Annotated in this window: 24 protein-coding genes and 1 riboswitch; of the genes, 15 read left to right on the top strand and 9 right to left on the bottom strand. The window is 64.0% G+C overall.

Translation table 11 applies throughout. The annotated features are described in order from the left end of the window. Nucleotides 1–38: 38 nt before the first annotated feature. Nucleotides 39–650 carry an aa3-type cytochrome oxidase subunit III gene (ctaE, locus tag ACYP01_RS18675; RefSeq protein ID WP_007730060.1) on the bottom strand — a complete coding sequence of 204 codons (612 nt, stop codon included), beginning with the start codon at nt 648–650 and terminating at the stop codon, nt 39–41. Between the two features lie 127 nt (nt 651–777). Between ctaE and ACYP01_RS18680 the strand changes: the two genes are divergently transcribed. Both ACYP01_RS18680 and trpD read left to right on the top strand, forming a co-directional pair. Then, a complete protein-coding gene (locus ACYP01_RS18680; RefSeq protein ID WP_054826532.1) occupies nt 778–1,266 on the top strand; it encodes a hypothetical protein in 489 nt (162 codons plus the stop codon). Between the two features lie 126 nt (nt 1,267–1,392). Further along, a complete protein-coding gene (gene trpD, locus ACYP01_RS18685; protein ID WP_459681667.1) occupies nt 1,393–2,484 on the top strand; it encodes an anthranilate phosphoribosyltransferase in 1,092 nt (363 codons plus the stop codon). 8 nt (nt 2,485–2,492) lie between these two features. Here trpD and ACYP01_RS18690 read toward each other — a convergent pair whose 3' ends face one another. Both ACYP01_RS18690 and ACYP01_RS18695 read right to left on the bottom strand, forming a co-directional pair. After that, nucleotides 2,493–2,768, bottom strand: a complete 276-nt coding sequence (locus ACYP01_RS18690; protein WP_003941677.1) for an Lrp/AsnC family transcriptional regulator — start codon at nt 2,766–2,768, stop codon at nt 2,493–2,495. A gap of 78 nt (nt 2,769–2,846) precedes the next feature. Beyond that, entirely contained in the window at nt 2,847–4,607 is a 1,761-nt protein-coding gene (locus tag ACYP01_RS18695; RefSeq protein WP_459681669.1) for a DEDD exonuclease domain-containing protein, read from the bottom strand. A gap of 521 nt (nt 4,608–5,128) precedes the next feature. Continuing rightward, nucleotides 5,129–5,307, top strand: a riboswitch (cyclic di-AMP (ydaO/yuaA leader). Nucleotides 5,308–5,321: 14 nt separating this feature from the next. On the opposite strand from ACYP01_RS18695, the gene ACYP01_RS18700 reads away from it, so the two are divergent. The 4 genes from ACYP01_RS18700 to ACYP01_RS18715 all read left to right on the top strand — a co-directional run bounded on the left by ACYP01_RS18700 (nt 5,322) and on the right by ACYP01_RS18715 (nt 9,895). After that, nucleotides 5,322–5,879: a C40 family peptidase gene (locus tag ACYP01_RS18700; RefSeq protein WP_003941754.1), complete on the top strand. Its 558-nt coding sequence runs from the start codon at nt 5,322–5,324 to the stop codon at nt 5,877–5,879. A gap of 324 nt (nt 5,880–6,203) precedes the next feature. After that, nucleotides 6,204–7,256: a C40 family peptidase gene (locus tag ACYP01_RS18705; protein WP_459681671.1), complete on the top strand. Its 1,053-nt coding sequence runs from the start codon at nt 6,204–6,206 to the stop codon at nt 7,254–7,256. A gap of 74 nt (nt 7,257–7,330) precedes the next feature. Further along, a complete protein-coding gene (locus ACYP01_RS18710) occupies nt 7,331–8,689 on the top strand; it encodes a peptidase MA family metallohydrolase (protein ID WP_230691661.1) in 1,359 nt (452 codons plus the stop codon). 78 nt (nt 8,690–8,767) lie between these two features. Further along, nucleotides 8,768–9,895 carry a glycosyltransferase family 4 protein gene (locus ACYP01_RS18715; RefSeq protein WP_064444143.1) on the top strand — a complete coding sequence of 376 codons (1,128 nt, stop codon included), beginning with the start codon at nt 8,768–8,770 and terminating at the stop codon, nt 9,893–9,895. A gap of 96 nt (nt 9,896–9,991) precedes the next feature. Here ACYP01_RS18715 and ACYP01_RS18720 read toward each other — a convergent pair whose 3' ends face one another. Further along, a complete protein-coding gene (locus ACYP01_RS18720) occupies nt 9,992–11,803 on the bottom strand; it encodes an AMP-dependent synthetase/ligase (protein ID WP_070160817.1) in 1,812 nt (603 codons plus the stop codon). A gap of 159 nt (nt 11,804–11,962) precedes the next feature. On the opposite strand from ACYP01_RS18720, the gene ACYP01_RS18725 reads away from it, so the two are divergent. From ACYP01_RS18725 to ACYP01_RS18760, 8 genes are all read left to right on the top strand, one after another. Further along, on the top strand, nt 11,963–12,349 hold the full coding sequence (locus tag ACYP01_RS18725) for an SRPBCC family protein (protein ID WP_003941776.1): 387 nt from the start codon (nt 11,963–11,965) through the stop codon (nt 12,347–12,349). 63 nt (nt 12,350–12,412) lie between these two features. Then, entirely contained in the window at nt 12,413–12,850 is a 438-nt protein-coding gene (locus tag ACYP01_RS18730) for an SRPBCC family protein (protein WP_459681673.1), read from the top strand. Next, nucleotides 12,851–14,101 carry an ArsA family ATPase gene (locus ACYP01_RS18735; RefSeq protein WP_047270097.1) on the top strand — a complete coding sequence of 417 codons (1,251 nt, stop codon included), beginning with the start codon at nt 12,851–12,853 and terminating at the stop codon, nt 14,099–14,101. Then, nucleotides 14,098–14,493, top strand: coding sequence for a hypothetical protein (locus tag ACYP01_RS18740; RefSeq protein ID WP_042453569.1), 396 nt, complete (start codon nt 14,098–14,100; stop codon nt 14,491–14,493). The genes ACYP01_RS18735 and ACYP01_RS18740 overlap by 4 nt, the downstream gene beginning before the upstream one ends. Before the next feature lie 124 nt (nt 14,494–14,617). Then, entirely contained in the window at nt 14,618–15,658 is a 1,041-nt protein-coding gene (locus ACYP01_RS18745; protein ID WP_020969875.1) for an ROK family protein, read from the top strand. A 94-nt stretch (nt 15,659–15,752) separates the two neighbouring features. Then, nucleotides 15,753–16,559, top strand: coding sequence for a lysophospholipid acyltransferase family protein (locus tag ACYP01_RS18750; protein WP_047270098.1), 807 nt, complete (start codon nt 15,753–15,755; stop codon nt 16,557–16,559). A 66-nt stretch (nt 16,560–16,625) separates the two neighbouring features. Beyond that, a complete protein-coding gene (locus ACYP01_RS18755; RefSeq protein WP_003941683.1) occupies nt 16,626–17,117 on the top strand; it encodes a polyadenylate-specific 3'-exoribonuclease AS in 492 nt (163 codons plus the stop codon). Between the two features lie 90 nt (nt 17,118–17,207). Further along, on the top strand, nt 17,208–18,593 hold the full coding sequence (locus ACYP01_RS18760; protein WP_007730070.1) for a class II 3-deoxy-7-phosphoheptulonate synthase: 1,386 nt from the start codon (nt 17,208–17,210) through the stop codon (nt 18,591–18,593). An 83-nt stretch (nt 18,594–18,676) separates the two neighbouring features. On the opposite strand, the gene ACYP01_RS18765 is transcribed toward ACYP01_RS18760, so the two are convergent. Both ACYP01_RS18765 and pknB read right to left on the bottom strand, forming a co-directional pair. Continuing rightward, nucleotides 18,677–19,120 carry a protein-tyrosine phosphatase family protein gene (locus ACYP01_RS18765; protein WP_459681678.1) on the bottom strand — a complete coding sequence of 148 codons (444 nt, stop codon included), beginning with the start codon at nt 19,118–19,120 and terminating at the stop codon, nt 18,677–18,679. Between the two features lie 27 nt (nt 19,121–19,147). Beyond that, the gene (pknB, locus tag ACYP01_RS18770; protein ID WP_007730071.1) at nt 19,148–21,211 is read right to left on the bottom strand and encodes a Stk1 family PASTA domain-containing Ser/Thr kinase; all 2,064 of its coding nucleotides are present in this window, start codon (nt 21,209–21,211) and stop codon (nt 19,148–19,150) included. A 303-nt stretch (nt 21,212–21,514) separates the two neighbouring features. Between pknB and ACYP01_RS18775 the strand changes: the two genes are divergently transcribed. Next, nucleotides 21,515–21,883, top strand: a complete 369-nt coding sequence (locus tag ACYP01_RS18775) for an Rv2175c family DNA-binding protein (protein WP_003941747.1) — start codon at nt 21,515–21,517, stop codon at nt 21,881–21,883. A 20-nt stretch (nt 21,884–21,903) separates the two neighbouring features. Here the strand turns inward: ACYP01_RS18775 and ACYP01_RS18780 are convergent, their stop codons facing one another. The 3 genes from ACYP01_RS18780 to crtI all read right to left on the bottom strand — a co-directional run bounded on the left by ACYP01_RS18780 (nt 21,904) and on the right by crtI (nt 26,127). Then, a complete protein-coding gene (locus ACYP01_RS18780; RefSeq protein WP_007730072.1) occupies nt 21,904–22,848 on the bottom strand; it encodes a phytoene/squalene synthase family protein in 945 nt (314 codons plus the stop codon). Nucleotides 22,849–22,858: 10 nt separating this feature from the next. Beyond that, the gene (locus tag ACYP01_RS18785; RefSeq protein ID WP_003941737.1) at nt 22,859–24,436 is read right to left on the bottom strand and encodes an alpha-(1->6)-mannopyranosyltransferase A; all 1,578 of its coding nucleotides are present in this window, start codon (nt 24,434–24,436) and stop codon (nt 22,859–22,861) included. A 98-nt stretch (nt 24,437–24,534) separates the two neighbouring features. After that, on the bottom strand, nt 24,535–26,127 hold the full coding sequence (gene crtI, locus ACYP01_RS18790) for a phytoene desaturase family protein (protein WP_030537040.1): 1,593 nt from the start codon (nt 26,125–26,127) through the stop codon (nt 24,535–24,537). Between the last annotated feature and the right edge of the window lie 2 nt (nt 26,128–26,129).

Genomic DNA, 26,129 nt, shown 5'->3' on the forward strand with positions numbered 1-26,129 from the left:
GAACTGGACGTCAGGGGCTGCCTGGGGCGTACAGCTGATTAACGGATGAAATAAATCGTGGCAAACAGCGCGATCCACACGATGTCGACAAAGTGCCAGTAGTACGAAACAACGATCGCGGCGGTGGCCTGGGCGGGCGTGAACTTGCTGACCCGGGTACGTGCGATCAAGAAGACGAAGGCGATGAGACCGCCGATGACGTGCAGACCGTGGAAGCCGGTGGTCATGTAGAACACCGAGCCGTACACGCTGCTCGAAATCGTGGTGCCCTCGTGCACGAGGTGGTAGTACTCGTAACCCTGGCCGGCGACGAAGAACGCCCCCATGACCAAGGTGATGGTGTACCAGCGACGAAGTCCGAAGACGTCGCCACGCTCAGCCGCGAAGACACCCATCTGGCAGGTGAACGAAGATGCGATAAGCACCAAGGTCACCGGCACGGCCAGATACAGGTTCAATTCGGTTGGCTCCGGCGGCCAATTTCCGTTCGCCTGAGCTCGTGCCACGAAGTACATGGCAAAGAGCCCTGCGAAGAACATGAGCTCACTTGACAACCACACGATGGTGCCAACGCTGACCATATTCGGCCGGTTCAGCGAGTGCACGCGTTGGGTGATTGCCGATCCTGAAGTCCCTACTGCGCTCGTCACAGACAGAAGTATGACGCTTCGTCGTAAGAGACGACCACTCGGGTCCACCATCGGCGCGTCGCTCGGCTCGAGTTCGCGGGATCGGGCGGCGAACGCGCTGGTGGCGTGGTCGGAATATGCTGGCGCGATGGCAGCTACACACAAGAGTAGACCGTGGTTCCTGAGAATTTTCGGCACGAAGATTCCGACACCGCTCGATGCAGGGCGGTCGGATCTGGTCGTCGTTGCCGAAGGCTTCGACGACGCCGAGGCGAGCTCGACGGCTCTCGAACGTGCCGCCTCCACCGAGCCGGAGTTCAGGGCGGAGTCCGAAGTGGTTCTGCGGCATCATCTCGACCTCCCGGAGGGCTCGGTAGCCGATGCCGAGAGCATCGTCGCCCAGGACGGATATGTGCGAGGCTCGAGTCGGCCCGAGGACGTGACTCCGGTGGTCGAGAATTCGGTTCGCGTCGTCTTCGAGCGTGTCCAGGTGCTTGACGCCCTGCATTGCTCCCAGGAGCGGTCACGAATGGCTGGTCTGGCGCAGCGACTCGGTGGTTCGGTCGCCGGGTGGGACGCGCTCCAGCCCCCGATACTTGCGGAGGCGCCGCCCAAACGCGGTCGCAGAAAGTCCTGAGCGGCCCTATTCGGTTTCCTCCTTACCTCACTGACTAGGCTGCGAGGGTCATCGGCAGCACAAAATGGCAGCGCGAAACGACAGCTCGAAATCCAGCCCACTTGAACGACAGGGGACCAAGGCACTATGGCCGGCACCGACGCATCCAACGCCGTGAACGTCGATTCGAGTGCAGTGGTGCGGTCCTGGCCGTTGATTCTCGGTTTGCTCACGGACGGCAGTGACTTGTCGGAAGCCGACAGTCGCTGGGCGATGGGCGAGATCATGTCGGACAACGCCACCTCCGCTCAGATCGCTGCTTTCGGGGTCGGTCTGAAGATGAAGGGCGAAACCCCCGCGGAGTTGGAAGGGCTCGCCGCCGCGATGCTCGAACACTCCAGGCGCGTGCCGGTCGATTCCGACGTCGTCGACATCGTCGGCACGGGTGGTGACCGCTCCAACACGGTGAACATCTCGACGATGGCCTCGATCGTGGTTGCCGCGTCCGGTGTGCGAGTTGTCAAGCACGGCAACCGCGCTGCTTCGTCCAAGAGCGGTGGCGCCGACGTGCTCGAGGCGCTCGGCGTTCGCATCAACCTCGGGCCGGAGCAGGTTGCGAGGTGCGTCGAAGAGGTCGGCATCGGCTTTTGTTTCGCGCCGGTCTTCCATCCCGCACTGCGCTTTGCGGCGGCGCCTCGCAAGGAAATCGGCATTCCGACGGCATTCAACGTGCTCGGTCCACTGACCAATCCGGCTCGTCCGCGTGCCGGGCTGATCGGGTGCGCATTTCCGAAACTGATCTCGGTCGTCGCGGGAGTCCTTGCGCAGCGCGGCAATTCGGCGTTGGTGGTACGGGGAGACGACGGACTGGACGAACTGACCACATCGACGACGTCGACGGTTCACATCGTCGGCGGTGGAAGTGTGCGAACTGTCACGCTGGATCCGCGTGACCTCGGAATCGACCGCGTTCCTCTCGAAGAGTTGCGTGGAGGCGACGCCGAAATCAACGCCACCGTCGCCAGAACGCTGCTTTCCGGGCAGAAGGCGCCGGTCCGGGACGCGGTCCTGCTGAACGCGGGAGCAGCCATCGCGGCATTCAACGGTGTCGGCGACGATCTCGAGAGTGCGATCTCTGCCGGGATGACTGCAGCCGCTGCCGCGATCGACAGCGGCGCGGGCGCTGAACTGCTTCACAAGTGGGCGGCGCTCACCGCCGAGCTGGCCGACCAAGCCTGATCGAGGGGCTATTCACCCAGCGAGAAACCGGCCTCGACGTCTGCGCTGGAGAATGACTGGAACGCAATGTGTGTGGCGGTTCGGAGAACGCCGGGCACCTTGTTGATTCCTCCGGTGACCACGTCGGCGATCTGGGCGTGGTCACGCACTTTCACGATGGCGATCAAATCGACGTCACCTGCGCACGAGTAGACCTCGGTCACTCCGGACAGGTCGGCGACGGCCTGCGCGGTTTCCGGGATCCGAGCAGACTCGGCGTGAATCATGACGATGGCGTTGATCATTTCTCTCCTCGATTTCCCTGCGGGTTGTGATGACCCGGTGGTTTCGATCGAGCTTAGGGGTGCCGCCCCGCCGTTACGTCATCGATGTTCGGATTCGGTTCCGGCTCGGGCGAGTCGGCACCAGGCTTCCCACTTGCCGGCGCCGCTCACAGGTTCGACGTATCCGGATGTCGCCGACACGATTCGGACACCGTCCGACGAGAGCCACCGTGCGATCAGTCCCAGTTCTTCGGGTGACGCGCCGCGGAACGGGGCGTCGTCCGGTAGGACGGTTTCGGCCGCCGCGGTGATGGCGTCGACGACGGGCATGGGGTGAGTCCCACGTCTGGCGAGCCCGGCGGACGCGAGACGCCCGGACCGGATCACCGACAGCTCCCAGCCGCCGTCTCCGGTGGGGCCGGCGAGAACGAGTTGTTCGATCGCCGCGACTGCAGCGAGTCGCTGAGTGCGCCGCACTGCGGTGGCGACTGCGACCGTTCGGTCACGCAGACGCGCAGCATTCTCGAACAACGCGTGTGCGGACAGCTCGTCGATCCGGGCCTGCATCTGTTGGAGGGGAGTGTCGTTGGTTCCTCGGAAGAATCCACGCACGGCCTCAGGGGCGGCCGCGTAGTCCTCTGCGTTGATTTCCGGGGTCCAGGAGGCTGGACACGCCCCCAGTTCGCGAGCGGGGCAGTCAGGGCCGTGAACGGCGCCGCGTCCGAGACGCTTGGTACACGTGCGCAGACGACTGAACTCTGCGACGGTGTCGGCGACGTCGACTGCGTCGGCGCGAGAGGTGAACGGGCCGATCGAATCGGCCGTGGGCGTGCGAACCACGGACAGTCTCGGAAACGCCTCGTCGGTGAGGGTGATCCACCATCCTCGCTTGGGAAACTTGGAGCGACGGTTGTACGGCGGCGCATGCGCGCTCAGCAGTCGTAGTTCACGCACCCCGGCTTCGAGAGCGTGCGCGCACTCGACATGGTCCACGCGGGTGGCCAGCGCGACCATTTCCTTCATCCGGCCGCGGGTCTCCGAACCGGTGAAGTAGTTGCGGACGCGGCGTCGAAGGTCGGTAGCAGTTCCTATGTAGAGGGCTTCGTCGGAAGGACCGCGGAAAAGGTAGACACCGGGGCTTCGCGGCAGGTTTGCGGCGAAGGACCGTTTAGCCCGTTGATGCGAGGAAATGTTGGGCAGGTAGTCGACTAGTTCGCTGTAACTGTGGACACCCTGGTTTCCGACCCTGTCGATCAGTCCGTGGAGGACGTCGACGGTCGCACGCGCGTCGTCGAGAGCCCGGTGCGTCGGCTGGGTGGTCACTTGGAAGAGATGGGCGAGTGCGGAGAGCTTCACCGAAGGTGCTTCGTCGCGTGTGAGTACGCGCCGGGCGAGTTTGACGGTGCACAGGACGCGGAACGCAGGCCACGGGCGCGCGCTGCGTGACGCCGCTGCTTTGAGGAAACCGATGTCGAACGGCGCGTTGTGTGCCACCAGCACCGCGCCCTCGGCGAACTCGAGAAATGCAGGCAGGACACGTTCGATGGGAGGTGCGCCGATCAGCATGGCCGTGGTGATTCCGGTCAGTTCGACTATGTAGGGCGGAATCGACCGGCCGGGGTCGACGAGTGTTGCCATTTCGCCCAGTACCTCGCCGCCGCGGATCTTGACGGCGCCGATCTCGGTGATGGAGTCCTGGTCGGCGCTGCCCCCTGTGGTCTCGAGGTCGACGACGACAAATGTTGTCTCGCTCAGCGGTGTGTCCAGTTCGTCGAAGCTCAGTTGCCGCCCGACGTCGAACTTCTCCCCGTCGGAGAACGGGGGCGGAGACGGAAATTCTCGGGCCGAGGCGGGACTCACACCGCAGACAGTAGAAGTACCCCCCGACACGAATTCGAGAGTGCAGACACGGAATCCGACCCGCACGGACTTCCGTTGCGAAATCGGTGGATGAACGCCCGACAAAAGTAGGAGAGACGAGGATCACACTTGCGGTGGGAACTCGCGAATGTGGACGCGCGCCTACTTGTGAGTAGGGCGAGTCGAGGGGTCTTCGGTGCGTCTGTCGACGGCTGAAACCGCGTCCGTGATCGGAACAGGTTCTAGTTTCAAGTAATCATCGTTGAACTGCATGGAAGATCGGATTGTCGGGTTTGGTGAGCCTTGGCAGTGGGTAGCGGGCGCGGGTTTGACGTCCAGGAGTGGGTCGCCGAACCGACCTGTTGTTATCTCCCCGTGACCCGCCGGGCGTATCGCGGGCGCGGCACCACGATTTCCGGCGAATCGGGCGCGATTGTCACGAAGCGGTCGACATCGTCGCGATCATTTCGTAACCTTCCTGAGACCTAACGAAGTCTTGCCGGACCAAACAGGACCGGCATCGTCAGGAACCGCCTAATCGGGATCTCCGCGAGGAACCCGAACCGGGAACCCAAGTTTCCACTGGGGTGAATCCCGCCTGGGGTGCAGCACGCAGGATCGCTGCAGACCACGCGGGTAGGGCTGATCTTCCCAGCCCGAACCCGTCAGCTAACTCGGTCGGCGGATGAATGGAAGAAATGGAGCACCCCTTAAGTGGCGTCACAGAGTTTCAAGCGTTCAGCGCAGTTGGCAGTAGCCGGCGCGCTCGCAGTCGGAGCATTCGCTGCAACCGCTGCACCTGCCTCGGCAGACCCCATCACCATCCCCGGCGTCGGCACGTTCGAGGTTCCGGGCGTTTCTATTCCTCAGTTGCCGGTCATTCCGGGCATCACCGACATCGCACCGGCTGCACCGGCCGCTCCCATCTCCAGTGTTGGTGAGCAGGCAGTTCGCGCCGCAGAGAGCAAGCTGGGCTCCCCGTACGTGTACGGCGCAGCCGGCCCGGACGCATTCGACTGCTCCGGTCTCGTTCAGTGGGCATACAAGCAGGCCGGTCTCAACCTGCCTCGCACGAGCTACGACCAGGCTGCAGCCGGCGTTGCCGTCGCACAGTCCGATCTTCAGGTCGGCGACGTGATCTCCTTCTACGGCGGATCGCATTCGGGCATCTACGCCGGTAACGGCAATGTCATCCACGCGTCGACCGCTGGTCAGCCCGTGAAGCTCGCTCCGGTGTCCTCGATGCCGTACGACGGCGCTCGCCGTTACTGATTTCTGAACACGCTCGACGGCTGTCTCCGGTAGGCAGTCGGAACGATCCGCCGCTGTGATGCGGCGGAGCTCGGGGGAGCTCCGGATCTTCGAATGTGGGCCTCGAATCTTCGATTCGGGGCCCACATTTTCGTTTCGCGACAATTCGCCCGGTACTTCACCCCGACACGCCTACCGGCGAGTAGACACAAACGTATGCCGTTCCGTAACCTTATCGAGACATTGCGCGGCCGAGACAGGTACTGTGGATAGTTGACAGCCAGCTAACAGATCGTCGACCGGTCCCGGTCGACGTCGCTTCACCGAGACGGAGAGTTGCATTCCGTGGTTTCATCGAAAAACAACAGTCGAGTACGGGTCGCATTGACAGTGGGAGTGCTGGCGTTCGGACTCGTTGCAGGGCCTTCGATGCAGGCCGGTGCCGACCCCGTCATCACCAACCCCACCGAGGCGCTCGACAAGCTCGGTGAACTCTCCCGGGTTTCCGAGCAGACCAACGAAGCGCTGCACAACGCGCAGATCGACCTCGACGCGAAGCTGGCAGTCGCGAATGATGCGGACGTGCGATCGGCAGCCGATCAGGGTCTTCTCGACGCGGCTTCGGCGCGCGTCGCCGAGTTCGCTCCGGCGGTAAACCGTATTGCCACAGCGAATTACCAGGGTGCGCGAACCAATCGCCTCTTTGCGTTGATGGTGAGCGACTCGCCGCAGCAGTTGCTCGACCAGATGTCTGCGCTCGACGTGATTTCCAACGACGCGGCAGTACAGGTCTCTCAGTTCAACCAAGCCACTGCCGATGCGCGTGCCGCCTCGGAAGCATCGAAGCGATCGGCCGAAGAAGCGCGAACCGCCGCCGATCAAGCCCGCGCGCTCAGTGACGATTTGCAGCGCAAGCAGAGTGAACTGCAGACGCAGATCGCCGACGTGACCAAAGCCTTCCAGAATCTCACCGACGACGAACGTAACCAACTGAGCGGTACGCCTTTCCCGCCGGACGTCGATCTCAGCAAAATTCTGGCTAACTTGACCCCTGGCTCGGGTGCTGCTGCTCTGCAGGCAGGCCTCACGCGGATCGGTGACCCGTACGTCTGGGGCGCGACCGGCCCGAACGAGTTCGACTGCTCAGGTCTGGTGGTATGGGCCTACAAGCAGATCGGAAAGACTCTGCCGCGATCGAGCCAAGCGCAGGCGCAGGGCGGTGTACCGGTGTCGAGGGACCAACTACAGCCCGGCGACGTCGTGACGTTCTACAGCGACAACTCGCATGTCGGCATCTACGCCGGCGACGGAAACATTCTGCATGCGTCGACGTTCGGCGTACCGGTGAAGGTCCAGTCGATGGCAGGCATGGAGTTCTCCACTGCGCGTCGTTACTGACGGCTTGCTGCGCCCGAGCGGCGTGTGGCCAGCCGCCGTGAAGCGTCGAGTCGAGTTCTCCTACACTCGGCACCGTGCCGACTGAACCGATGACGACGCCCGACGTCGGCGCAGATCGACCACGCCGTTGGGAGTATCCGGCCCTCGTGGCGCTCGGTGTAGCCGTGGTGCTCGTTCTGGGCCTGACGATCTTCCTGACGAACAGGTCCGATTCCGACGAAAACGCCGCCGCCGAACAGGACGCGGAACGCAGCGCTCAAGTCCAGAGCTTTCTCGATGCATGGGCCGCGGCTCAGATGTCCGACGATCCGTCGGGGCTGGCGAAGTTCGTCGACAGTTCTGCCGCACCCGGTGTGCTCGAGGCGGAAGTTCGACGAGCCACTGCAGCGGGAGCGCTCGAATTCTCCGATTGGGGATACGAGATTCCCAGCGGTGGCCTGACTCCGGCGCCGCGAACCGGTGCGCCGGGCGGAGACGTCGAAGTATGGAATGCGCAAGTTCTGTTGCGGTACGCCCTCGACGGCGTCGACGCATTGCCCACGCGCAAGGCAGTGTCCATGACGCTCGCGAAACGCGGCGATCAGTGGTCGGTTCTTGCGGACGGGTCGATCGTCGGACTGGACGGCGCCCGAACGGCGGGCGAATCCTGGAACGGCCCCTGGGACTTCGGCCCGCTTGCCGTCGCCGAGAATTCTGCGGGTAACGCGCTGGTGATCGGCCACCCGGGTCAGCAGGCGTTCGTCGACGCTTTGGCTGCCGATGTGGACTCAGCCATCGAGAACACGACGCAGTTGTGGGGGCCGTGGTGGTCCGAGCGCGCGGTGCTCATGGTGGCGGGGTCCGCTGAGGAATTCACCGCACTGGTCGGCTCCCATCACGACGGCGCTTCGATTGCCGCAGTGTCGGTCGCGGATGCGACGGCGGACGGGTCTTCCGACGTGAGCGGCCAGCGGGTGGTCTTCTCGCCTGCCGCGGCTTCGAGGTTGACCGACATCACCAGGCGAACGGTGTTGCGCCACGAACTGATGCACATAGCCGCCCGATCGAAAACCCGTGACGGGTCGCCGATGTGGGTATTGGAAGGGTTTGCCGAATACGCGGGAAACCGTGGATCCTCGCGGGCCTGGGGTGAGATCGCGCCGACTCTGGCAGCAGCGGTACGCTCCGGCGATACTCCGACCGAGTTTCCGGACGACACGCAGTTCAGCGGTGTACCGGTCGTGAGTTCACTGGCGTACGAATCGGCGTGGTCGATCAACGCGTATATCGCCGATCGATTCGGAGAAGCAAAGCTGACCGACCTCTTTCGCGCTCTCGCCTCCGGAAAGATGACGGCCGAAGACCTCGATTCGCGGATCCGAGCGGTCGTTGGCGTCGGAACCGAGGAACTGCGAGCCGGATGGGTCGACTGGACCAACAGCCATCTGGGCTGAGCGGTTCGCGGCTGGGTCGATTGCAGCGGCGAGGTGCCCTTCGCACGTTTGAAGCACCGAGTGCCCTACGGTGGACGGATGCGCCGGACCCTCTTGGTGACCAACGATTTTCCTCCTCGCCCCGGAGGTATCCAGTCCTATCTCCACACGTTCGCCGGGCATCTGCCGCCGGACAAGTTGGTGGTGTACGCACCGCGGTGGCGGGGCGACTCACACAAGAAGTTCGATGCGGCACAGCCTTTCGAGGTCGTTCGGCACCCGACGACGCTGATGCTGCCGTCGCCTTTTGTTGCTCGTCGAGCCGCGAAGTTGGTCAAGAAGCACGACTGCGAGTCGGTCTGGTTCGGTGCGGCAGCGCCGTTGGCGTTGTTGGCACCGGTTGTTCGACGCGCCGGAGCGAGCCGAGTGATCGCGAGTACTCACGGCCACGAGGTCGGATGGTCGATGATTCCCGGTGCGCGGCAGTCGTTGCGTGTGATCGGTGACCACACCGATGCGGTGACGTTCGTCAGCAAATACACCCGTGGGCGGTTCTCGGCGGCCTTCGGCCCGCAAGCGGCGCTCGAGCACCTTCCTTCCGGAGTGGACACGTCAGTGTTCCACCCGGACTCGGTCGCCCGCGCGGAACTGCGTAAGCGATACGGGCTGGGCGAGCGGCCCACGATCCTGTGCCTGTCGCGGCTCGTGCCACGCAAGGGGCAGGACATGCTCATCAAGGCGCTGCCGACCGTACGCAAGAGCATTGACGGGGCGGTACTGGTGATCGTCGGAGGTGGGCCGTACGAGGACTATCTCCGCCAATTGGCGCGTAAGACCGGGATGGACGATCACGTCGTCTTCACGGGCACGGTGCCCGCCGCAGAGTTGGCGGCGCACCACACGATCGCCGACGTGTTCGCCATGCCGTGCCGTACCCGAGGCGCCGGATTGGACGTCGAAGGACTGGGAATCGTCTACCTCGAGGCCTCGGCTACCGGTGTGCCGGTCATCGCCGGGCGCAGTGGTGGCGCTCCGGAAACGGTGCAGCAGAACAAGACCGGGCTCGTGGTCGACGGCACCTCGGTTCGCGACGTCGCCGAATCCGTGATCGAGGTGCTGTCCGATCGTGATCGCGCGGCCGCGATGGGAGCAGCCGGCCGGGCATGGGTTGCCGAAGACTGGAAGTGGGACACGCTCGCTTCGAAACTGCGTAATCTCCTCGGCTGAGCAGCCGGGACTCGAACGCGAACGGCCCGCACCGAATTCGGTGCGGGCCGTTCGTGTCGGCACGTTCGTGTCGGCAGAGGACTGATCGGCGAAAGACTACTTGGCGTAGATCTTTTCGATGTCGGCGGCAAAGCTCTCGTGCACGACGTTGCGCTTGAGCTTCATCGTGGGCGTGAGTTCGCCTGTGTCCTCGGAGAAGTCGACCGGAAGAATGCGGAACTTCTTGATCGCCTCGGCGTGTGAGACGAGCTTGTTGGCCTCGTCGATGGCGTCCTGGATTTCGCCGACCAGTTCGCCGTCCGAAACCAGGTCGGCCGCTGTGGTTCCTGCGGCCTTGTTGTTGCGCTCGTTCCAGGCGGGAAGAGCTTCGGCGTCGATGGTGATGAGGGCGCCGATGAAAGGCTTCTGGTCGCCGACCACGATGGCCTGGCTGATCAGCGGGTGCGCGCGAAGGGAATCTTCGAGCTGAGCGGGGGAGACGTTCTTGCCGCCTGCCGTGACGATGATTTCCTTCTTGCGGCCGGTGATGGTGATGTAGCCGTCCTTGTCGACGGTGCCGAGGTCGCCGGTGTGGAACCAGCCGTTCTCGATCGACTCGGCGGTGGCCTTCTCGTTGCGCCAGTAGCCGGTGAAGACCACCGGTCCCGAGAGGAGGATTTCGCCGTCTTCTGCGATACGAACGGAGTTGCCGGCCAACGGCTTTCCGACAGAACCGACCTTCTGTGCGCCGATGGTGTTGACGGCGAAGGCCGCGGTGGTTTCGGTCAGTCCGTAGCCCTCGTAGATCGTGACGCCGATACCGCGGAAGAAGTGGCCGAGTCGAGCGCCCAGAGGTGCACCACCGGAAATGGCCAGCTGGCACTGCCCGCCGAGCGCTGCGCGCAGCTTCGAGTACACGAGCTTGTCGAAGAGAGCGTGCTTGGCCTTGAGAACGATGCCGGCGCCGCCCTTGTCCTGCGCCTCGCTCCACGCGACGGCGGTGTCTGCGGCCGCGTCGAAGATCTTTCCCTTGCCGTCGCCGTGCGCCTTGGCGCGTGCGCTGTTGTAGACCTTCTCGAACACGCGCGGCACCGAGAGGATGAAGTCGGGCTTGAACTCGCCGAACGTCGGAACGAGGTTCGGGATGTCACTCGTGTGCCCCAGCGCTGCACCGGCGTCGAACGACGCGATGCTGACTGCGCGAGCGAGAACGTGCGCGAGCGGCAAGAACATCAGCGTGCGGACGCCAGGAGTCTTGAGCAGCGTGCCGAGGTTGGAGTCGAGGATGCCCTTCGACTCGGCAATCAGGTTGGAGTGCGTCAGCTGGCAGCCCTTGGGTCGGCCCGTGGTGCCCGACGTGTAGATCAGGGTCGCGGGATCGGATGCCTTCAGTGCCGCGACGCGGGCGTGGACGTCCTCGTCGGAGATGTCGGCGCCCAGTGCGGTCAATTCCTCGACGACACCCTTACCGCCCGCCGCGGCATCGATCTGGTAGACCGTGCGCAGCGCGGGGGCGGCTGCAGCGACGTCCTTCACGGTCGCGGCGTGAGTGTCGTTCTCGACGATGAGGTCGATTGCTTCGGAGTCCTCGAGAATCCAACGAACCTGCTCGGCTGCGGAGGTTTCGTAGATCGGAACCGTCACGCCACCGGCTGCCCAGATGGCGTAGTCGACGAGCGGCCATTCGAAACGCGTCGCCGACATGAGGCCGACGCGGTCGCCCTGCTCGACTCCGATCGCGATGAGGCCCTTGGCGACGGCAGTCACCTGAGCGGCGAAATCGCCTGCAGTGACATCGACCCATGCATTTCCGACTTTGCGCTTGTAGACAACCGCCGCCGGCTTCGTCTTCGCGAAGGCGAAGACCGAGTCGACCGCGGAGGCATCCTCGGGAATGGTGAACGTCTGGGGTGCGCTGAACTCAGGCACGAAATACCTCCGACACTGCGAAATACTGACGAGTAGGGTTTTCGTCTCCTACTGTAGTCGCATGTCCGACGCAGTTGTGGCCAGGCTTACAGTCTGTCCGGTATGTAGTGTTGCGACACCCCTCGACGCTTCGCGGACGCGATATGTGAAGCTACTTCGGTGAGCAGCATTCAGGTCGCAGACCAGACTTTCATCGCCGCCCCGCCCGAGCGGGTCGCCGAACTGTTGTCCTCGCGCGCGCAGTGGCGTCGCTGGTTCAGTGATCTCGAGCTCGAAGTCCGGGAAGATCGCGGTCCCGCAGGATTCCGTTGGGGAGTGTCCGGTCAGCTGGTCGGCACCATGGAGGTGTGGCTCGAACCGGTCATGGACGGGACGATCGCGCACTACTTCCTGCACTGTGAGCCGGTCGGCGTATCGCCGTCCGATCTGGCGACCCTCGACCTCGCCGGGATGAACCGCAAGCGTCGGGTCGATGGCAAGGTCATGTCGTTCCAGCTCAAGCGCGAACTCGAAGCGGGACGTGCCGCCGGAGTAGCACCGGACTGATAATCGAAGCACTGCACGTTGTGCAGGTTCTGGACTTTTGACGAAGGAAGGTAGCGCAGTCGTATGGCCGAGAAGACCAAGGGGTTGATCAGCATCGACGCTCCTGCCGACGCCGTGATGGACGTCATCGCCGATTTCGAGCGGTACCCCGACTGGGTGGCCGCGGCGAAGTCCGTCGAGGTGACGGCGCCGGGACAGGGCGGCCGCGCGGACCGAGTACGTTTCGTCCTCGACGCGGGGATGGTGAAGGACACCTACGAACTGCAGTATTCGTGGGCACCGGACGGTATGGCGGTGAGTTGGGAGCTGATCTCGGGCGAGATTCAGAAGTCCCAATTCGGTTCGTACACACTCGAGCCCGGCCCGAACGGCACCACGTCGGTCACCTACGAGTTGACGGTCGACCTGACGATTCCGATGATCGGTCTGTTCAAGCGCAAGGCCGAGAAGATCATCACCGACACAGCTCTGAAGGAACTGAAGAAGCGAGTCGAGGGCTGAGTGCCGGAGCAACGATCGCGCGTTCAACTGTTCGTCGGTAAAGGCGGAGTAGGCACGACGACGCTTGCCGCAGCGACTGCTGTGTCGGCTGCGACCGATGGGGCGAGAGTGCTGCTCGTGTCGATCGATCAGGCAGGTTCTCTTGCAGACGTCCTGGGCGTGCCGAATCCGCGAACGACCACATCTCTCACCGAGGGTCTCGACGTCCGGCAACTCGACACGTCAGCGCTCCTCGAGGACAAGTTCCGAGGATTGTCGGGGTTGATCGACGCTGCAGGAACTTTCGGAGCGGGAGATCACGAACACGGTTCGTCGTTCGAGGGCTTGGAACCGGAAGAGTTGACGGGATCCCTGGGCATCCAAGACATCCTCGGGCTCGCCGAGATCGTCAACTTCTCGGACAGCGGCGACTACGACCTCGTGATCGTGGACTGTCCGGCCGCCGCCGAAGCGCTGCGGATACTCGGCTCGCCGTCGATGGTGTCGGAGTATCTCGAGCGATTGTGGCCGCGGCACAGGCGGATGGTCGCTGTGACAGGTACGGACATGCGGCTGCTCCTGCTCGTGTCCGTCGTCGAACGCGTGCTCGCGTCGGTGGATCGGATCGCGGTTCACCTCTCGGATCGGGAGAACACCGGCGTGCGTGTGGTGACGTCGGCCGACGGCGTGTCGGTCGCGGCGACTCGTCGGACGTTGTCCGGGCTGGCTCTGGCCGGGTTGCGAGTTGACGGGATTGTGGTCAACAACCTTGTCCCGCAGTTCAACTCGTCCGCCGGGAAGGGTGTCGACGATTCACCGGCGGCGCAGTGGCTCGCGTCGATCCGGGCGGCTCAGGCACTCGTCGTGGACGAACTGCGTGGATCAACCGATGGAATGTCCGTCACAACGGTCGAACGCGCTTGCGCCGAACCGGTAGGGTTGGCCGCTCTGGGCGAGATCGCGGCCACGTTCGAGGGTGGAACGGGCACGGATTCGGGCACCGTCGGTACCGCGGACAACATCGTGGTGTCGTTGGAGTCCGGGACCGGAGTCGATTCGGTGTACGTGATGCGGATGTACCTTCCGCTCGTGGATCCGTCGTCGTTGTCGTTGGGCCGGGTGGAGGACGATGTGCTGGTGGGAGCAGACGGCGTACGACGCAGAGTTCGTTTGGCGTCGGTGCTGCGTCGTTGTGTCGTGAACGGGGCGGAGTTGGACGGCAGTTACCTGATCATCCGGTTCAGCCCGGATCCCGCGGTGTGGCCGGTATGAGCGAAGAGCACGAGCGCCTCGTCGCGGAGTTTCGCGCGCTGGCGGAAACCGTTCTGACGCGCCTGGAACCGGTGCTGCAGAAGGCCGCAGCAGCGACGGCAGACGTTGCGAGTGACTCGGCGTCCACGGACACGCAGCCGGTGTTCACCGGCTGCAGCTGGTGCCCGGTGTGCGCCCTCGCCGCACTGGTTCGCGGTGAGCACCACGAACTGTTGGCATTCCTCGCGGGTCAAGCAGCAGCATTCCTTGCGTTGCTTCGTGAGATTCTCGACGAGTTTCTCGGGGGGCCGTCAGGTCCCGATCGTGGACCGGACGGCGGTCCGACGACGCCAGGTGCGGAGCGAACTCGCACGGCGGCATTTGTCCCGATCAACGTGACGGTCAAGGACTGACTCAGTACCCCGGGTAGAGCGAACGGCCCGAGATGAGCACAATCGACACAATGGTCACCGACGCACGAGGCACCGATTCAGGGTGCGCACTCCAGCGGACGCCGCTCGCGCGGGAATCGTCGCGATGAGCGCGCGCCGCTTGAAAGCGGTCTCCGACTCCACCATGGACGACATCTTGACGGTCGGCATCGACGTCGGCGGGACGAGTATCAGGGCCTCCGTCGTGGACGTCGACGGACAAGTGCTCGAGATGATTCAAGCCCCGACCCCGCAGTCGGCCAGGGCACTCGAAGACGGTCTCGATCGCGTCGTGCGCGAATTGGTCACCAGGCACGAGGTATCGGCCGTGGGGTTGGCGGTCGCCGGCTTCATCACCTCCGATCGAAGCTCGGTTCGGTTCGCTCCGCACTTGCCATGGGTGGACGCGCCGGTCGGAAGTGACTTGAGCAAGCGGCTCGGCTTGCCGGTCGTTCTCGAACACGACGCCAATGCAGCGGCGTTCGCGGAGCACCGATTCGGCGCGGCCGCAGGTGGCCGCAATGTCGTGATGGTGGCGATCGGGACCGGAATCGGTGGAGCGCTGCTGATCAACGGTGAGCTGTACCGGGGGAGTCACGGCGTCGCTCCCGAACTGGGCCACATCCAGGTCGTTCCGGGCGGGCGTCAGTGCGCGTGTGGCAAACGTGGGTGTTGGGAGCGCTATTGCAGCGGAACGGCGCTCGTCGACACGGCAATCGAACTGCTTGCCGCCGACCCGGCCGCGTCGACGGTCCTGGCGCGTGAGGTAGCGGTGGATCCTGGTTCGCTCACCGGTCGCCGGATCGCCAACGCCGCGCAGGACGGTGACCCACTCGCGCTGGCAACGATCGCCGAGTTCACCCGTTGGCTGGCCGTGGGTCTGGCCATGGTCGGTGACGTCTACGATCCCGATCTGGTCGTGATCGCCGGCGGCGTCGCGAGTTCTGCCCCACTGTTTCTCGACGACGCCCGCGAGCAATACGCGACATTGTTGACCGGGGCGAAGCACCGCCCACTGGCCCGCATCCGTTCCGCTCAGCTGGGCGAAGCTGCGGGCATGGTCGGCGCCGCCGCTTTGGCCCGATCGGTAGTGCCTCAGGATCTCGGTGGGGTCGACGGCGCTGGAACCACGTCTGCCGGACTGTGATCGGGTCGATCCTGCAGGGGCGTGTGTAGCGGGGGTTACCGGTCGGCAGTAAGGTCGTACTCAGCGAAATTCAGCTGTGAATGGGAGGGACGCCGTGTGGTATTGGCTCTTCAAGTATGTGTTGCTGGGGCCGATTCTCTGGCTGCTCGGGCGTCCGACGGTCAAGGGTCACGAGAACATTCCGACTGACGGGGCGGCCATTCTGGCCAGCAATCACCAGGCGGTTCTGGACTCGTTCTACCTTCCGCTTCGCGTCAACCGCCGCATCACTTTCCTTGCCAAGAGTGAGTACTTCACCGGTTCCGGTCTGAAGGGCGCTTTCCAGAAGTGGTTCTTCACCGCGGTCGGTCAGGTCCCCATCGACCGAACCGGTGCAGACGCGGCGCAGGATGCACTCAACGCCGGTCTCAAGGTCCTCGGTTCGGGCAGCCTGCTGGGTATCTACCCCGAGGGGACGCGCTCGCCTGACGGTCGCCTCTACAAAGGCAAGACCGGAATGGCGCGCCTCGCACTTGAATCGGGCGTCAAGGTGATCCCGGTAGCGATGGTCGGCACCGACAAGATGAATCCGATCGGCTCACGGATGTGGCGTCCCGCCAAGGTCACCGTGATCGTCGGCGAACCCATCGATTTCTCCCGCTTCGAAGGCATGGGCGGAAACCGCTTCGTCGAGCGCGCTGTGACCGACGAGGTGATGTACAAGTTGATGAAACTCTCCGGCCAGGAGTACGTGGACATCTACGCGGCGAGCCTCAAGAACCAGGCGCCCACGAAACCCGAAGCTGCCGTCGACGTTCCGGCGGAAGGCAGCGAGTCGGTTGTCGATCTCGTGGCCTCGGCCGAGTCGAAGGAATCCGCGAAGACCGACAAGGATTCGCTCCCGGACGCACAAGCCAGCTAGAGATTTCCCACACCGGCCGCACGCGCATTGGCTCCAGAGCCTGCGCGTGCGGCATAGTTTTCGGACGTGCGCTACTTCTACGACTGTGAATTCATCGAAGACGGTCGAACCATCGATCTCGTGTCCATCGGCGTTGTCTGTGAGGACGGCCGAGAGTACTACGCGGTTTCGACGGAGTTCGATCCCGCCCGTGCAGGTAGTTGGGTGCGCAAGAACGTGCTGCCGAAGTTGCCGCAGCCTTCGTCGCCGCTGTGGAAATCACGCGAGAAGATCCGCGACGATCTTCTGAAATTCTTCGTTCCGCGGCCGATGGTGGTTCCGGAGCTCTGGGCGTGGGTCGCCGCCTACGACCACGTCGCGCTGTGCCAGTTGTGGGGCGACATGACGGAACTACCGCAGTCGATGCCGCGGTACACCCGCGAACTCCGACAGTTCTGGGAAGACAACGGCAGTCCTGCCCTCCCGTCGGCGCCCGCCGACGCACACGACGCACTTGCCGACGCCAGGCACAACCTCGTGAAGTTCGACGCCATTTCGGCTGCACGGTCACTTCGCTGACCCAGGTTTCGGTGCGCGGGAAGTGTTCCGATTGGGCTGCGATCGAGAGCCTGTGTGACGCGCCGACGAGCGAGCGAATATCCTGTAGAGGTGAACTGGACTGTCGACGTGCCGATCGACCGCTTGCCCGAACTCCCGCCGCTGCCTGCCGGACTGCGTAAGCAGCTCGACGAGGCGCTCGCGAAGCCCGCTGCTCAGCAGCCCTCGTGGCCCGCTGACCAGGCGGCCGCCATGCGGACTGTGCTCGAGAGCGTGCCTCCCATCACGGTGGCCAGCGAAGTCGAGGCGCTGCAAGAGCGTCTCGCGCAGGTCGCGCGTGGTGAGGCATTTCTGCTCCAGGGCGGTGACTGCGCCGAGACCTTCGCGGACAACACCGAGCCGCACATCAAGGGAAACATCCGCACGTTGCTGCAGATGGCCGTCGTGCTCACCTACGGTTCCTCGATGCCGGTCGTCAAGGTCGCTCGCATCGCCGGCCAGTACGCCAAACCGCGCTCGGCCGACATCGACTCGTTGGGTCTGAAGTCCTACCGCGGCGACATGATCAACTCGCTCGTCGCCGACGAGGCAGTCCGCGCCCACGATCCTTCGCGACTGGTGCGTGCATACGCCAACGCCAGCGCCGCGATGAACCTGGTTCGCGCACTCACCGGCGCCGGCATGGCCGACCTGCACAAGGTGCACGATTGGAACCGCGAATTCGTCGCAGCGTCGCCCGCGGGCGCACGCTACGAGCAACTGGCAGCCGAGATCGACCGCGGCCTGCAGTTCATGAACGCGTGTGGCGTCACCGATCCGAGCCTGCACCAGGCACAGATCTTTGCCAGCCACGAGGCCCTGGTTCTCGACTACGAGCGCGCGATGCTGCGTCTCGACAACGACAGCGATCACCCCAAGCTCTACGACCTGTCGGCTCACTTCCTCTGGATCGGTGACCGCACTCGTCAGCTCGACGGCGCACACATCGCCTTCGCCGAGTTGGTGTCCAACCCGATCGGCCTCAAGATCGGCCCGAGCACGACGCCGGAAATGGCGGTGGAATACGTCGAGCGTCTCGACCCCACCAACAAGCCAGGTCGTCTGACTCTGATCTCGCGCATGGGCAACGGCAAGGTCCGCGACCTGCTGCCGGCGATCATCGAGAAGGTCCAAGCCACCGGTCACCAGGTCATCTGGCAGTGCGATCCGATGCACGGCAACACCCACGAAGCCTCCACCGGGTACAAGACGCGCCACTTCGACCGCATCGTCGACGAGGTCCAGGGATTCTTCGAGGTCCACAACGGTCTCGGCACGCATCCGGGTGGCATCCACGTCGAGCTGACCGGTGAGAACGTCACCGAGTGCCTCGGCGGCGCGCAGGACATCTCCGACCTCGATCTCGGCGGTCGCTACGAGACGGCGTGCGACCCCCGATTGAACACCCAACAGTCGTTGGAGCTCGCGTTCCTCGTGGCCGAGATGCTGCGAGGCTGAAACCCTGCTTCGCCGAAGCTGATTCGCGCCGGCATAGATTTTCGGCAAACGCCCTCACCCGCTCGCGCAGGTGGGGGCGTTCGCTATTGCGTGAATCGTGTGACGAATCGGCGCTGCCAGGGCATTTCGACGGCGCGAGGTGAGTAACGTGCGCGAACGTACGCGGTGGCGTCCTTACTGGGCACTCCGTCACTGGGCACTCCGTCCATGACGGCAAGAGCGGCCAACGCTGTTCCGGTGCGGCCGTATCCACCACCGCACGCGATCTCGACTCTTTCGGTTTCCGAGCGCACCCACACTTCGTGCAAGGCCCTGCGCAGCGCATCGGGATCGCTAGGCAACCAGAAATCTCGCCAGCGGACCCACTCCGACTCCCACTCGGTGTCGGGAGGTTCTTTACCGGTCAGATAGACGCCGAAGGTGGGGAGAGGTCCCGAAGGAAGTGGATTGCGGAGTCCTCGACCCCGAATCGATCTCCCCGACGGCAAGTCGAGTATCCCAATGCTCTCGGGTTCCCACGTGGCCATGAATTCAGATTAGGCCGAAGCGGACTGTCAGGGAATTGCGACGACGCTGATGTCGGTGCCCTTGGCAACGAGGTCGTTCTTGACGCTCTGGCTGATGATGACCGAGCTGTCGTTCTGGGTGAGCTGACGCACGGTGATCTCGAGGCCGAGGCGGCCGAGTTCTTCGCGTGCTGAAGAGACGGAGCGGCCGATCAGCGAGGGAACCTTGACGGAGTCGGAGATGAGCAGAACCACGGAGGTGCCGGCGTTGACGGAGGACCCGACTGCGGGATCGGTGCCGATCACGCCTCCGCCCTCGACGGCGTCGTCGAACGTTGTTCTGGTGGTGCTGACTGAGATACCTACCTTGTCGAGGGCGGCGCGCGCAGCGTTCTCGGACATGCCCTTCACATCGGGAATGTCCACGGGCGGTGACCCTTTGGATGTGATGACCTTGACCGAGGAGCCCACGGCAACTTCGGTTCCCGGTGCCGGGTCGAGCGCGGCCACGCCGCCGATCGGGATCTTGGAGCTGAATGTGTCCCCGCCGTCGACCGCGACGAGAGTGCGATCGGCGAGTTGTGCGCCCAGGGCCGAGACGTCGCCGCCGGCCGGAATGGGCGGGACAGTCGGACGCCCGAGCGAAGTCAGCAGCGCGACGGTCGAGCCTTTGGTAACCCTGGAGCCGGAGGCCGGGTCTGTCCCGATCACCGTGTCGATGGGTTGGGCGTCGGAGTACTGACCCTGGACGTCGGGGGAGAGCCCGGCGTCCTGCAGAGCGGTGACCGCAGTGTCCTTTGTCAGCCCGTCGATCGAGGGAACGGCTGTATAGCGGCCCGATCCCATCCACCATCCGCCGAAGCCCAACGCGAGCGCGAGGACCGCGATGACGAGCAGCCAGATCAGGGTGGCTCGTCGCGATTTGCGTCGTGCCTCGACAAAATGAGCATGCGGATCGTCGTGCCCCGGGTGGTCGTCGCCGAAATCGGAACCGTCGTCGAAATCCGAGTCGCCGTCGACCATCGCCGGACGAGCAGTTTGTGCGGTGACCGCGCGAGTGTGCTGGATACCGCCAGGGGGAGGAGAGCCCGTGCCGAGCGCCGTGGTGGCTGCCACAGCCGGGGCCACGCCGGACGCCAATACAGTCGTGGCAGCAGGGTTCGGGCGCGCAGCAGAGTTCGGGTGTACCTCCGTGGGAGGCGCAGGCGCCGGTTGTGGCCGGGCCGGGGCAACTTGCGCGCTCTGGTGCTGGGCGCTTCGACGCGGAGCGGGAACGCGGTATGACGGAAGTTCCAGTTGCTCGCTCACACTGCGAAGTGCAGCTGCCATCTCACCGGCGTCGGCGAAACGATGTGCGGGCTCGCGGTGAGTGGCTTCGGCAACCAGACGATCGAACTGCGCCGGTACACCGGGGATACGTGAACCTGGGCGCGGGACATCGTCGTGGATGCGTTGGTAGGCGATGGAGAGTGACGTATCGCCGGTGAACGGTGTTGTACCGGTGAGAAGTTCGAACATCAACACGCCGGTGGAATAGACGTCGCTTCGAGTGTCGGCAATTCCTGACGTCACCTGTTCCGGCGACAGATAGGCCGCGGTGCCGAGGATCACGCTGTTGGAGGTGGTGGTTGCTGCCGCAGCTGCACGCACCAATCCGAAGTCGGCGATCTTCACTTCGCCGGTGTCCGAGATCAAGATGTTCTCGGGTTTGACGTCACGGTGCACCAGTCCCGCTCGATGCGCCACCGCCAACGCGTCCAGGACAGGTGCCACGACTGCAGCGACTGCGTGTGGCGGCATCGGTCCGCGCTCACGAAGGAGTTCACGCAAGGTTCCACCGTCGACGAGTTCCATCACGAGGAACACGTGATTGCGATCGCTGCCTTGGTCGTAGACGGCCACAAGGGCCGGATGCTTGAGTCGGGCCACGGCCCGGGCCTCGAACTCGAAACGAGTCAGGAACGCTGGATCGCCGGCGAATTGCGGGTCCATCACCTTGATCGCGACAGGTCGATCCAACCGTGTATCGAGGCCTCGATACACGGTCGACATACCGCCGCGCGCGATCGGTGCGTCCACTCGATAGCGGCGCTCGAGCATTTCGCCGATCAACCCTCGACCTCCGTAATGACTGTTCCTCCGTGCTTGCGATCTGTCTGCTTGCGGTCTAGGTGGTAGCTGTCGGCATGTGGGTGGTTGTTTACCGCGTACTGGCTCCCGCAGTGAGGGCACCCATTTACATCCACCGCGAAATCCCGGTTACTGATACGCCGCATCCCGTCCATCGTAGCCAGCGATACCGACGCGGAAGTCTCGAGAACGTCACAGAGCGCTGTGACCTGAGCGGAGCGGCAGTTTCGAGCACTGCACCGGGCGGTACACAGCGGGCTCGCCGGACCGGATAAACTTCTCGCGGTGAGCGCGATTCCTTATTGTGATGATGTCCTGGATTCTTCGGTTTCCCTGTTCCAGCTGGTGGATGTGGCGAAGAACGTCGGGTTGCCGGTGAGCAAGGTTCACCAGTTGCTTCGCGATCACAAGATCATCGCAGTCAAGCGGCATGGCGTTCTCGGTGTCCCCGAAGTGTTCTTCGGCGAGGACGGCCAGATCGTCAAGTGGCTGCCCGGTCTGCTGGCGGTGCTGCACGACGGCGGCTACACCGATGTCGAAATCCTCCGCTGGTTGTTCCTGGCCGACGATTCCCTGCCGGGGCGCCCGGTGGACGCACTGCATGGTGATCTCGCGCGTGAGGTCATCCGCCGCGCACAGGCCATGGCTTTCTGAGCTGCCGGCCTTCTGACAACTCACCGCATGCGGTTTTTCGCCGCGTAGGTTGCCGACCGGACCAGACCCGGCGCAGCGACTCGAAGTCGCGTGCGTCCGGGAACGGACACACGTCGATGCAGTATCCGGAAGTCGGCGCGCTCGACCTGGTCGAGAATTGCTCCGTACAACACGAAAGCCGTGCGGATCGACGGCTGGACCCGCCGATCGAGCATCGGGATGCCAGATTCGGCAGACCGATACCTCCCCCGCGTCACGGCAATGAAGTGTGCCAGCGCGCGCTTGACCCGAACGTCCACCGTTCCGGTTCTGCGCCCGTGCTCGAGCATCTCGATGTCGACCCCGAATGCGGCGAACTCGCCCGCCGGTAGATACAGACGTCCCCGGTCGAGGTCTTCACCGACGTCGCGGATGAAGTTGGTCAGCTGAAACGCCTCACCGAGATTCGACGCGGGCACTACAGCTTCCTGCTGCGGAACGCTCACTCCGAGAATCGGGAGCATCTGCAAACCGATGACGACGGCAGAGCCGTACATGTACTCGCTGAGTTCGTCCATCGTGTTGTAAACGGGTCGAAACTTCGCCGTGTCGGGGGCGTCCATCCGCATGGACTCGAAGAAGGCGTCGAAATATGCGCGCGGGATGTCGAACGTCTTCACAGCATCCGCGAAGGCCGGGAGTACGCGTGTCAGGTCGAGGGGAACCGTCGACGGGAAGCCACCTGTCGCAGTGGGGTTGTCGAGTGCGTTGACGGCTGCACGTTCGACGTCGGCGAGCACCGTGCCTCGTTCATGCGGACCCGAGGGTTCGTCCACGATGTCGTCGACGACGCGAGCAAATGCGTAGAGCGCGTGAACTGCGCGGCGTCGAGGTACGGGCAACAACCGGGTGGCCAGAAAGTACGTTCGGCCGTGTTCCCTCGTCACGTCCTCGCAGAATTCATAGGACGCAGGCAGTGCGTTCATGACACGCGGATCACGCAGATCCTGACGTCGAGGGCGCCGAGGCGGCTGACGTCATTTCGATCGGTTTCTCGTGTTTGCGTCCACGAAGTCGCAGTGGGTCTTCCGTCTGCAAGGACATCGCCGCGATCACGGCAGCGACGATGGCCAGAGCCACGTGCGGGAACGTGTAGAGGCCGATCGATCCGTCCGGCTGGAACACCAGCATCAGCCAGGTGGACAGCCCGGTCAGTACGGCGAGAGTCGTCGGCGACATTGCGAAACCGGCAGCTACTGCCAGCGGCCAGGAGTAGTACCAGGGGAGTGCTGCGGGGGACAGAACGACGATGGCGACCATCACGATCACGATGCCCATGACGGCGTCGCGCTCGGTCTTGCGGTAGCGCCACCACACGACGGCGATGATCGCGATCAACACAACCGCCGAGATGGTCCGGGAGACTTCGAGGATGTCGTTGAAATGGTCGCCGGCGAACCAGGAGGTTGCCATGGTTCCGATGTGCGCCACGATCGTGGGCAGCGAGAGCCAGTTGATGATCTTTGCCGAACCGGAGAGTGCCGTCGTCCAGCCGAGGCCGACTCCGGCGATCAGTGAGGTGGATCCGAGTACCGCCACGAACACCGCGAAACCTGCGCCGGCCGTTTTGACGAACGATCGGATCGGTGACGCCGGTTCTCGCCCGGCCGCTGCGGCGTCCTCCCGCTCGTGGATCATCCAGATCCAGACTATGAAGGGAAGTGCGACGCCTGCGGTTGCCTTGATCGCGACGGCGAGCGCGATCAGCCCGATCCCGAAGAGGTGCTTGCGTTCGAGAGCGAGCGCAATGCCTGCGGCCATGAGGCCGACCATGAGCATCTCGTTGTGAACGCCGCCGATCAGGTGGATCAGGACGAGGGGATTGAGTACTGCGAGCCACAGGGCGATCGAGGTGTTTCCGCCGAGCTTCGTCGCGAGATGGGGAACGGCCCACATCATCAGGGCGAGTCCGGGGAGCATCGTGATCCGCAACAGCATCGTGCCGGCGATGACGTTCTCACCGGTCAGCCGAACGATGGCGTCGGCAAGGAGAAGGTGAACCGGACCGTACGGGGTAGTTGTCGTCGTCCACACGTTGGAGACGTTGTCGAGCAGGATTCCCGGATTGACGACGGGGCCGACGGCATACGGGTCGAAGCCGTTGCGCAACAACGCGCCTTGCGCCAGGTAGGAGTAGGCATCACGGCTGAACATGGGCACCGCGAACAGCAGCGGAAACGTCCAGACCGGGACGACGTAGCGCAATCCGCGCAACGAGACGTCACCGCGCAGAGTCGAGCGGCCCAGTCGAACCCAGGCGGCGATCATGCACAGGACACCGATCCAGACGATGGCCGCCGACAGAATCGATCCGTGTCCGAAACGGAGCCAGGACAGATGCATCGACTCGAGCAGCGGATCTTGGCGCCGGACGCTACCGGCACCGAATCCGCCGAAAGTGATCATGACTGCGCCGAAGAAACCGAGCAGTGCACTGTGACCTTCGGGAGTCCGAAGGAAATTGGCGGCCCTTAGGTGCCACGGTCTTTCAGTGGCTGCGGCAGAGGACGTCATCGGTGCAGGTTCCTCCCCCGAGGAGATCGGTGTCGATCGGCGCATGCAGCGCCCGAGTCGGTGAATCGTGGATGAATGGTCGGTTACGAGGGGCTAGTTTAGTTGCTCGCACGAGTGCCCACCGCGCTGGCTCGCTCGCGTGTACCGGTAATACGTTCGGCGGCGAGCCGTCCGGACAGCAGAACGGTCGGTACTCCCACCCCCGGAACGGTTCCCGATCCGGCGAGAACGACGTTGTCGAAGCCGCGGGCGAGGTTCTTGCGTCGGAACGGCCCCGTCTGGGTGAAGGTGTGTGCCGCTGCGAACGGGCTACCCGCGGCCATGCCCTTCTCGAGCCAGGTCTGCGGGGTGTCGACGTGATCGATCTCGAACCCTTCGACCAGTCCCGTGTAGCCACGTTCTTGCAGCGTGAGGATGATTTCGCGCACGTAGGGCGGGCCGAGAGTCGACCAGTCGAGACTTGCACTGTCCAGATTCGGACACGGCGCGAGGACTGACAGCGGTTCACGGATTCGGCCGTCTCGCGAGAAGGCCAGGCTCGGATCGGTCTGTGCCGGTCGGGTGACGAGCAGTGACGGATCACTCATCAGTCGCCCGCGGCCGCGGCGTGCCGTGATCTCGGCGAAGGTACGCTTCCACGCCTCGCCGAAGTCGATCATGTGGTGTCGCTGCGCGGGCCATTCGTCGGCGACCGCGGAGGAAACAGTGCCGTGAATCACGACAGCGGACGGCGATGTACGCACCGGGCGCGGACGCAATCGCGTATGCGGGCGCAACAGCGAGTCCGTGACGGCCATGTCGGGAGTGAGGACGGCGGCGTCACAGTCGAAGCGCTCGCCGTCGCGTGTGTGAACGGTGTGCACGCGCCGATCGCTCACCTCGAGGCGTTCGACAGTGCGGCCGAGATGCAGAATTCCGCCGGCCTCGGTGAAGGCGTCGGCCATCGACTCGGCGATCGTGCGCATTCCGCCCTCGGGGAAGTAGACGCCGAGTGAGGTGTCCATGTGAGCGATCGCCCCGTACACCGCGAGGGCCCGAGACGGAGCAACGCCCGCATACAGCGCTTGGAAGGTGAAGATCCGCCGGAGGCGAGGGTCGCGGATCTTGCGATCCACCTGCCCGCCCAGTTTCCCGAATCCTCCCAGTGCGACGAGCCGGCTCAGATCTTTGACTGCGTCACGCGAATTGACCAGTCCGAGGGGAGAATCGAAGTCGGCGTCCATGAAGCGGTCGAATTCCGCGTCGAAGATCCGGTTCAGCCATCGCCGCAACGCACGGTATCGCTGCGCTTCTTCCGGCCCGCAGACACGGGAGACCTCGGCAGCCATGTCTTCTGGATCGGCGTGGACATCGAGAGCGGTGCCGTCTGCGAATCGCGCGTGGTACGTCGGATCGAGCTTGTGCACAACGAATTTGGGGTTTGTCGAGGCTGGGTCGGCACCGACGGCGGCAAGCGCGTCTTCGACGAGTTCGGGCATCGTGAGCACCGTTGCGCCGTTGTCGATGCTGTAGTCATTGCCCTGGTAGACACCGACTCGCCCACCGACCGAGCTGTTGCTCTCGAGAATCGTGACGTCGCGGCCGGCGCCACGCAGATACAACCCCGCAGACAGTCCGGCAAGTCCCGCGCCGACGATCACGACTCGATCGGTCGGCGAGCTGACGGTTCGAGTGCGGTGCACGTGTGCCACGG

The sequence above is a fragment of the Rhodococcus sp. no. 34 genome, assembly GCF_054589475.1.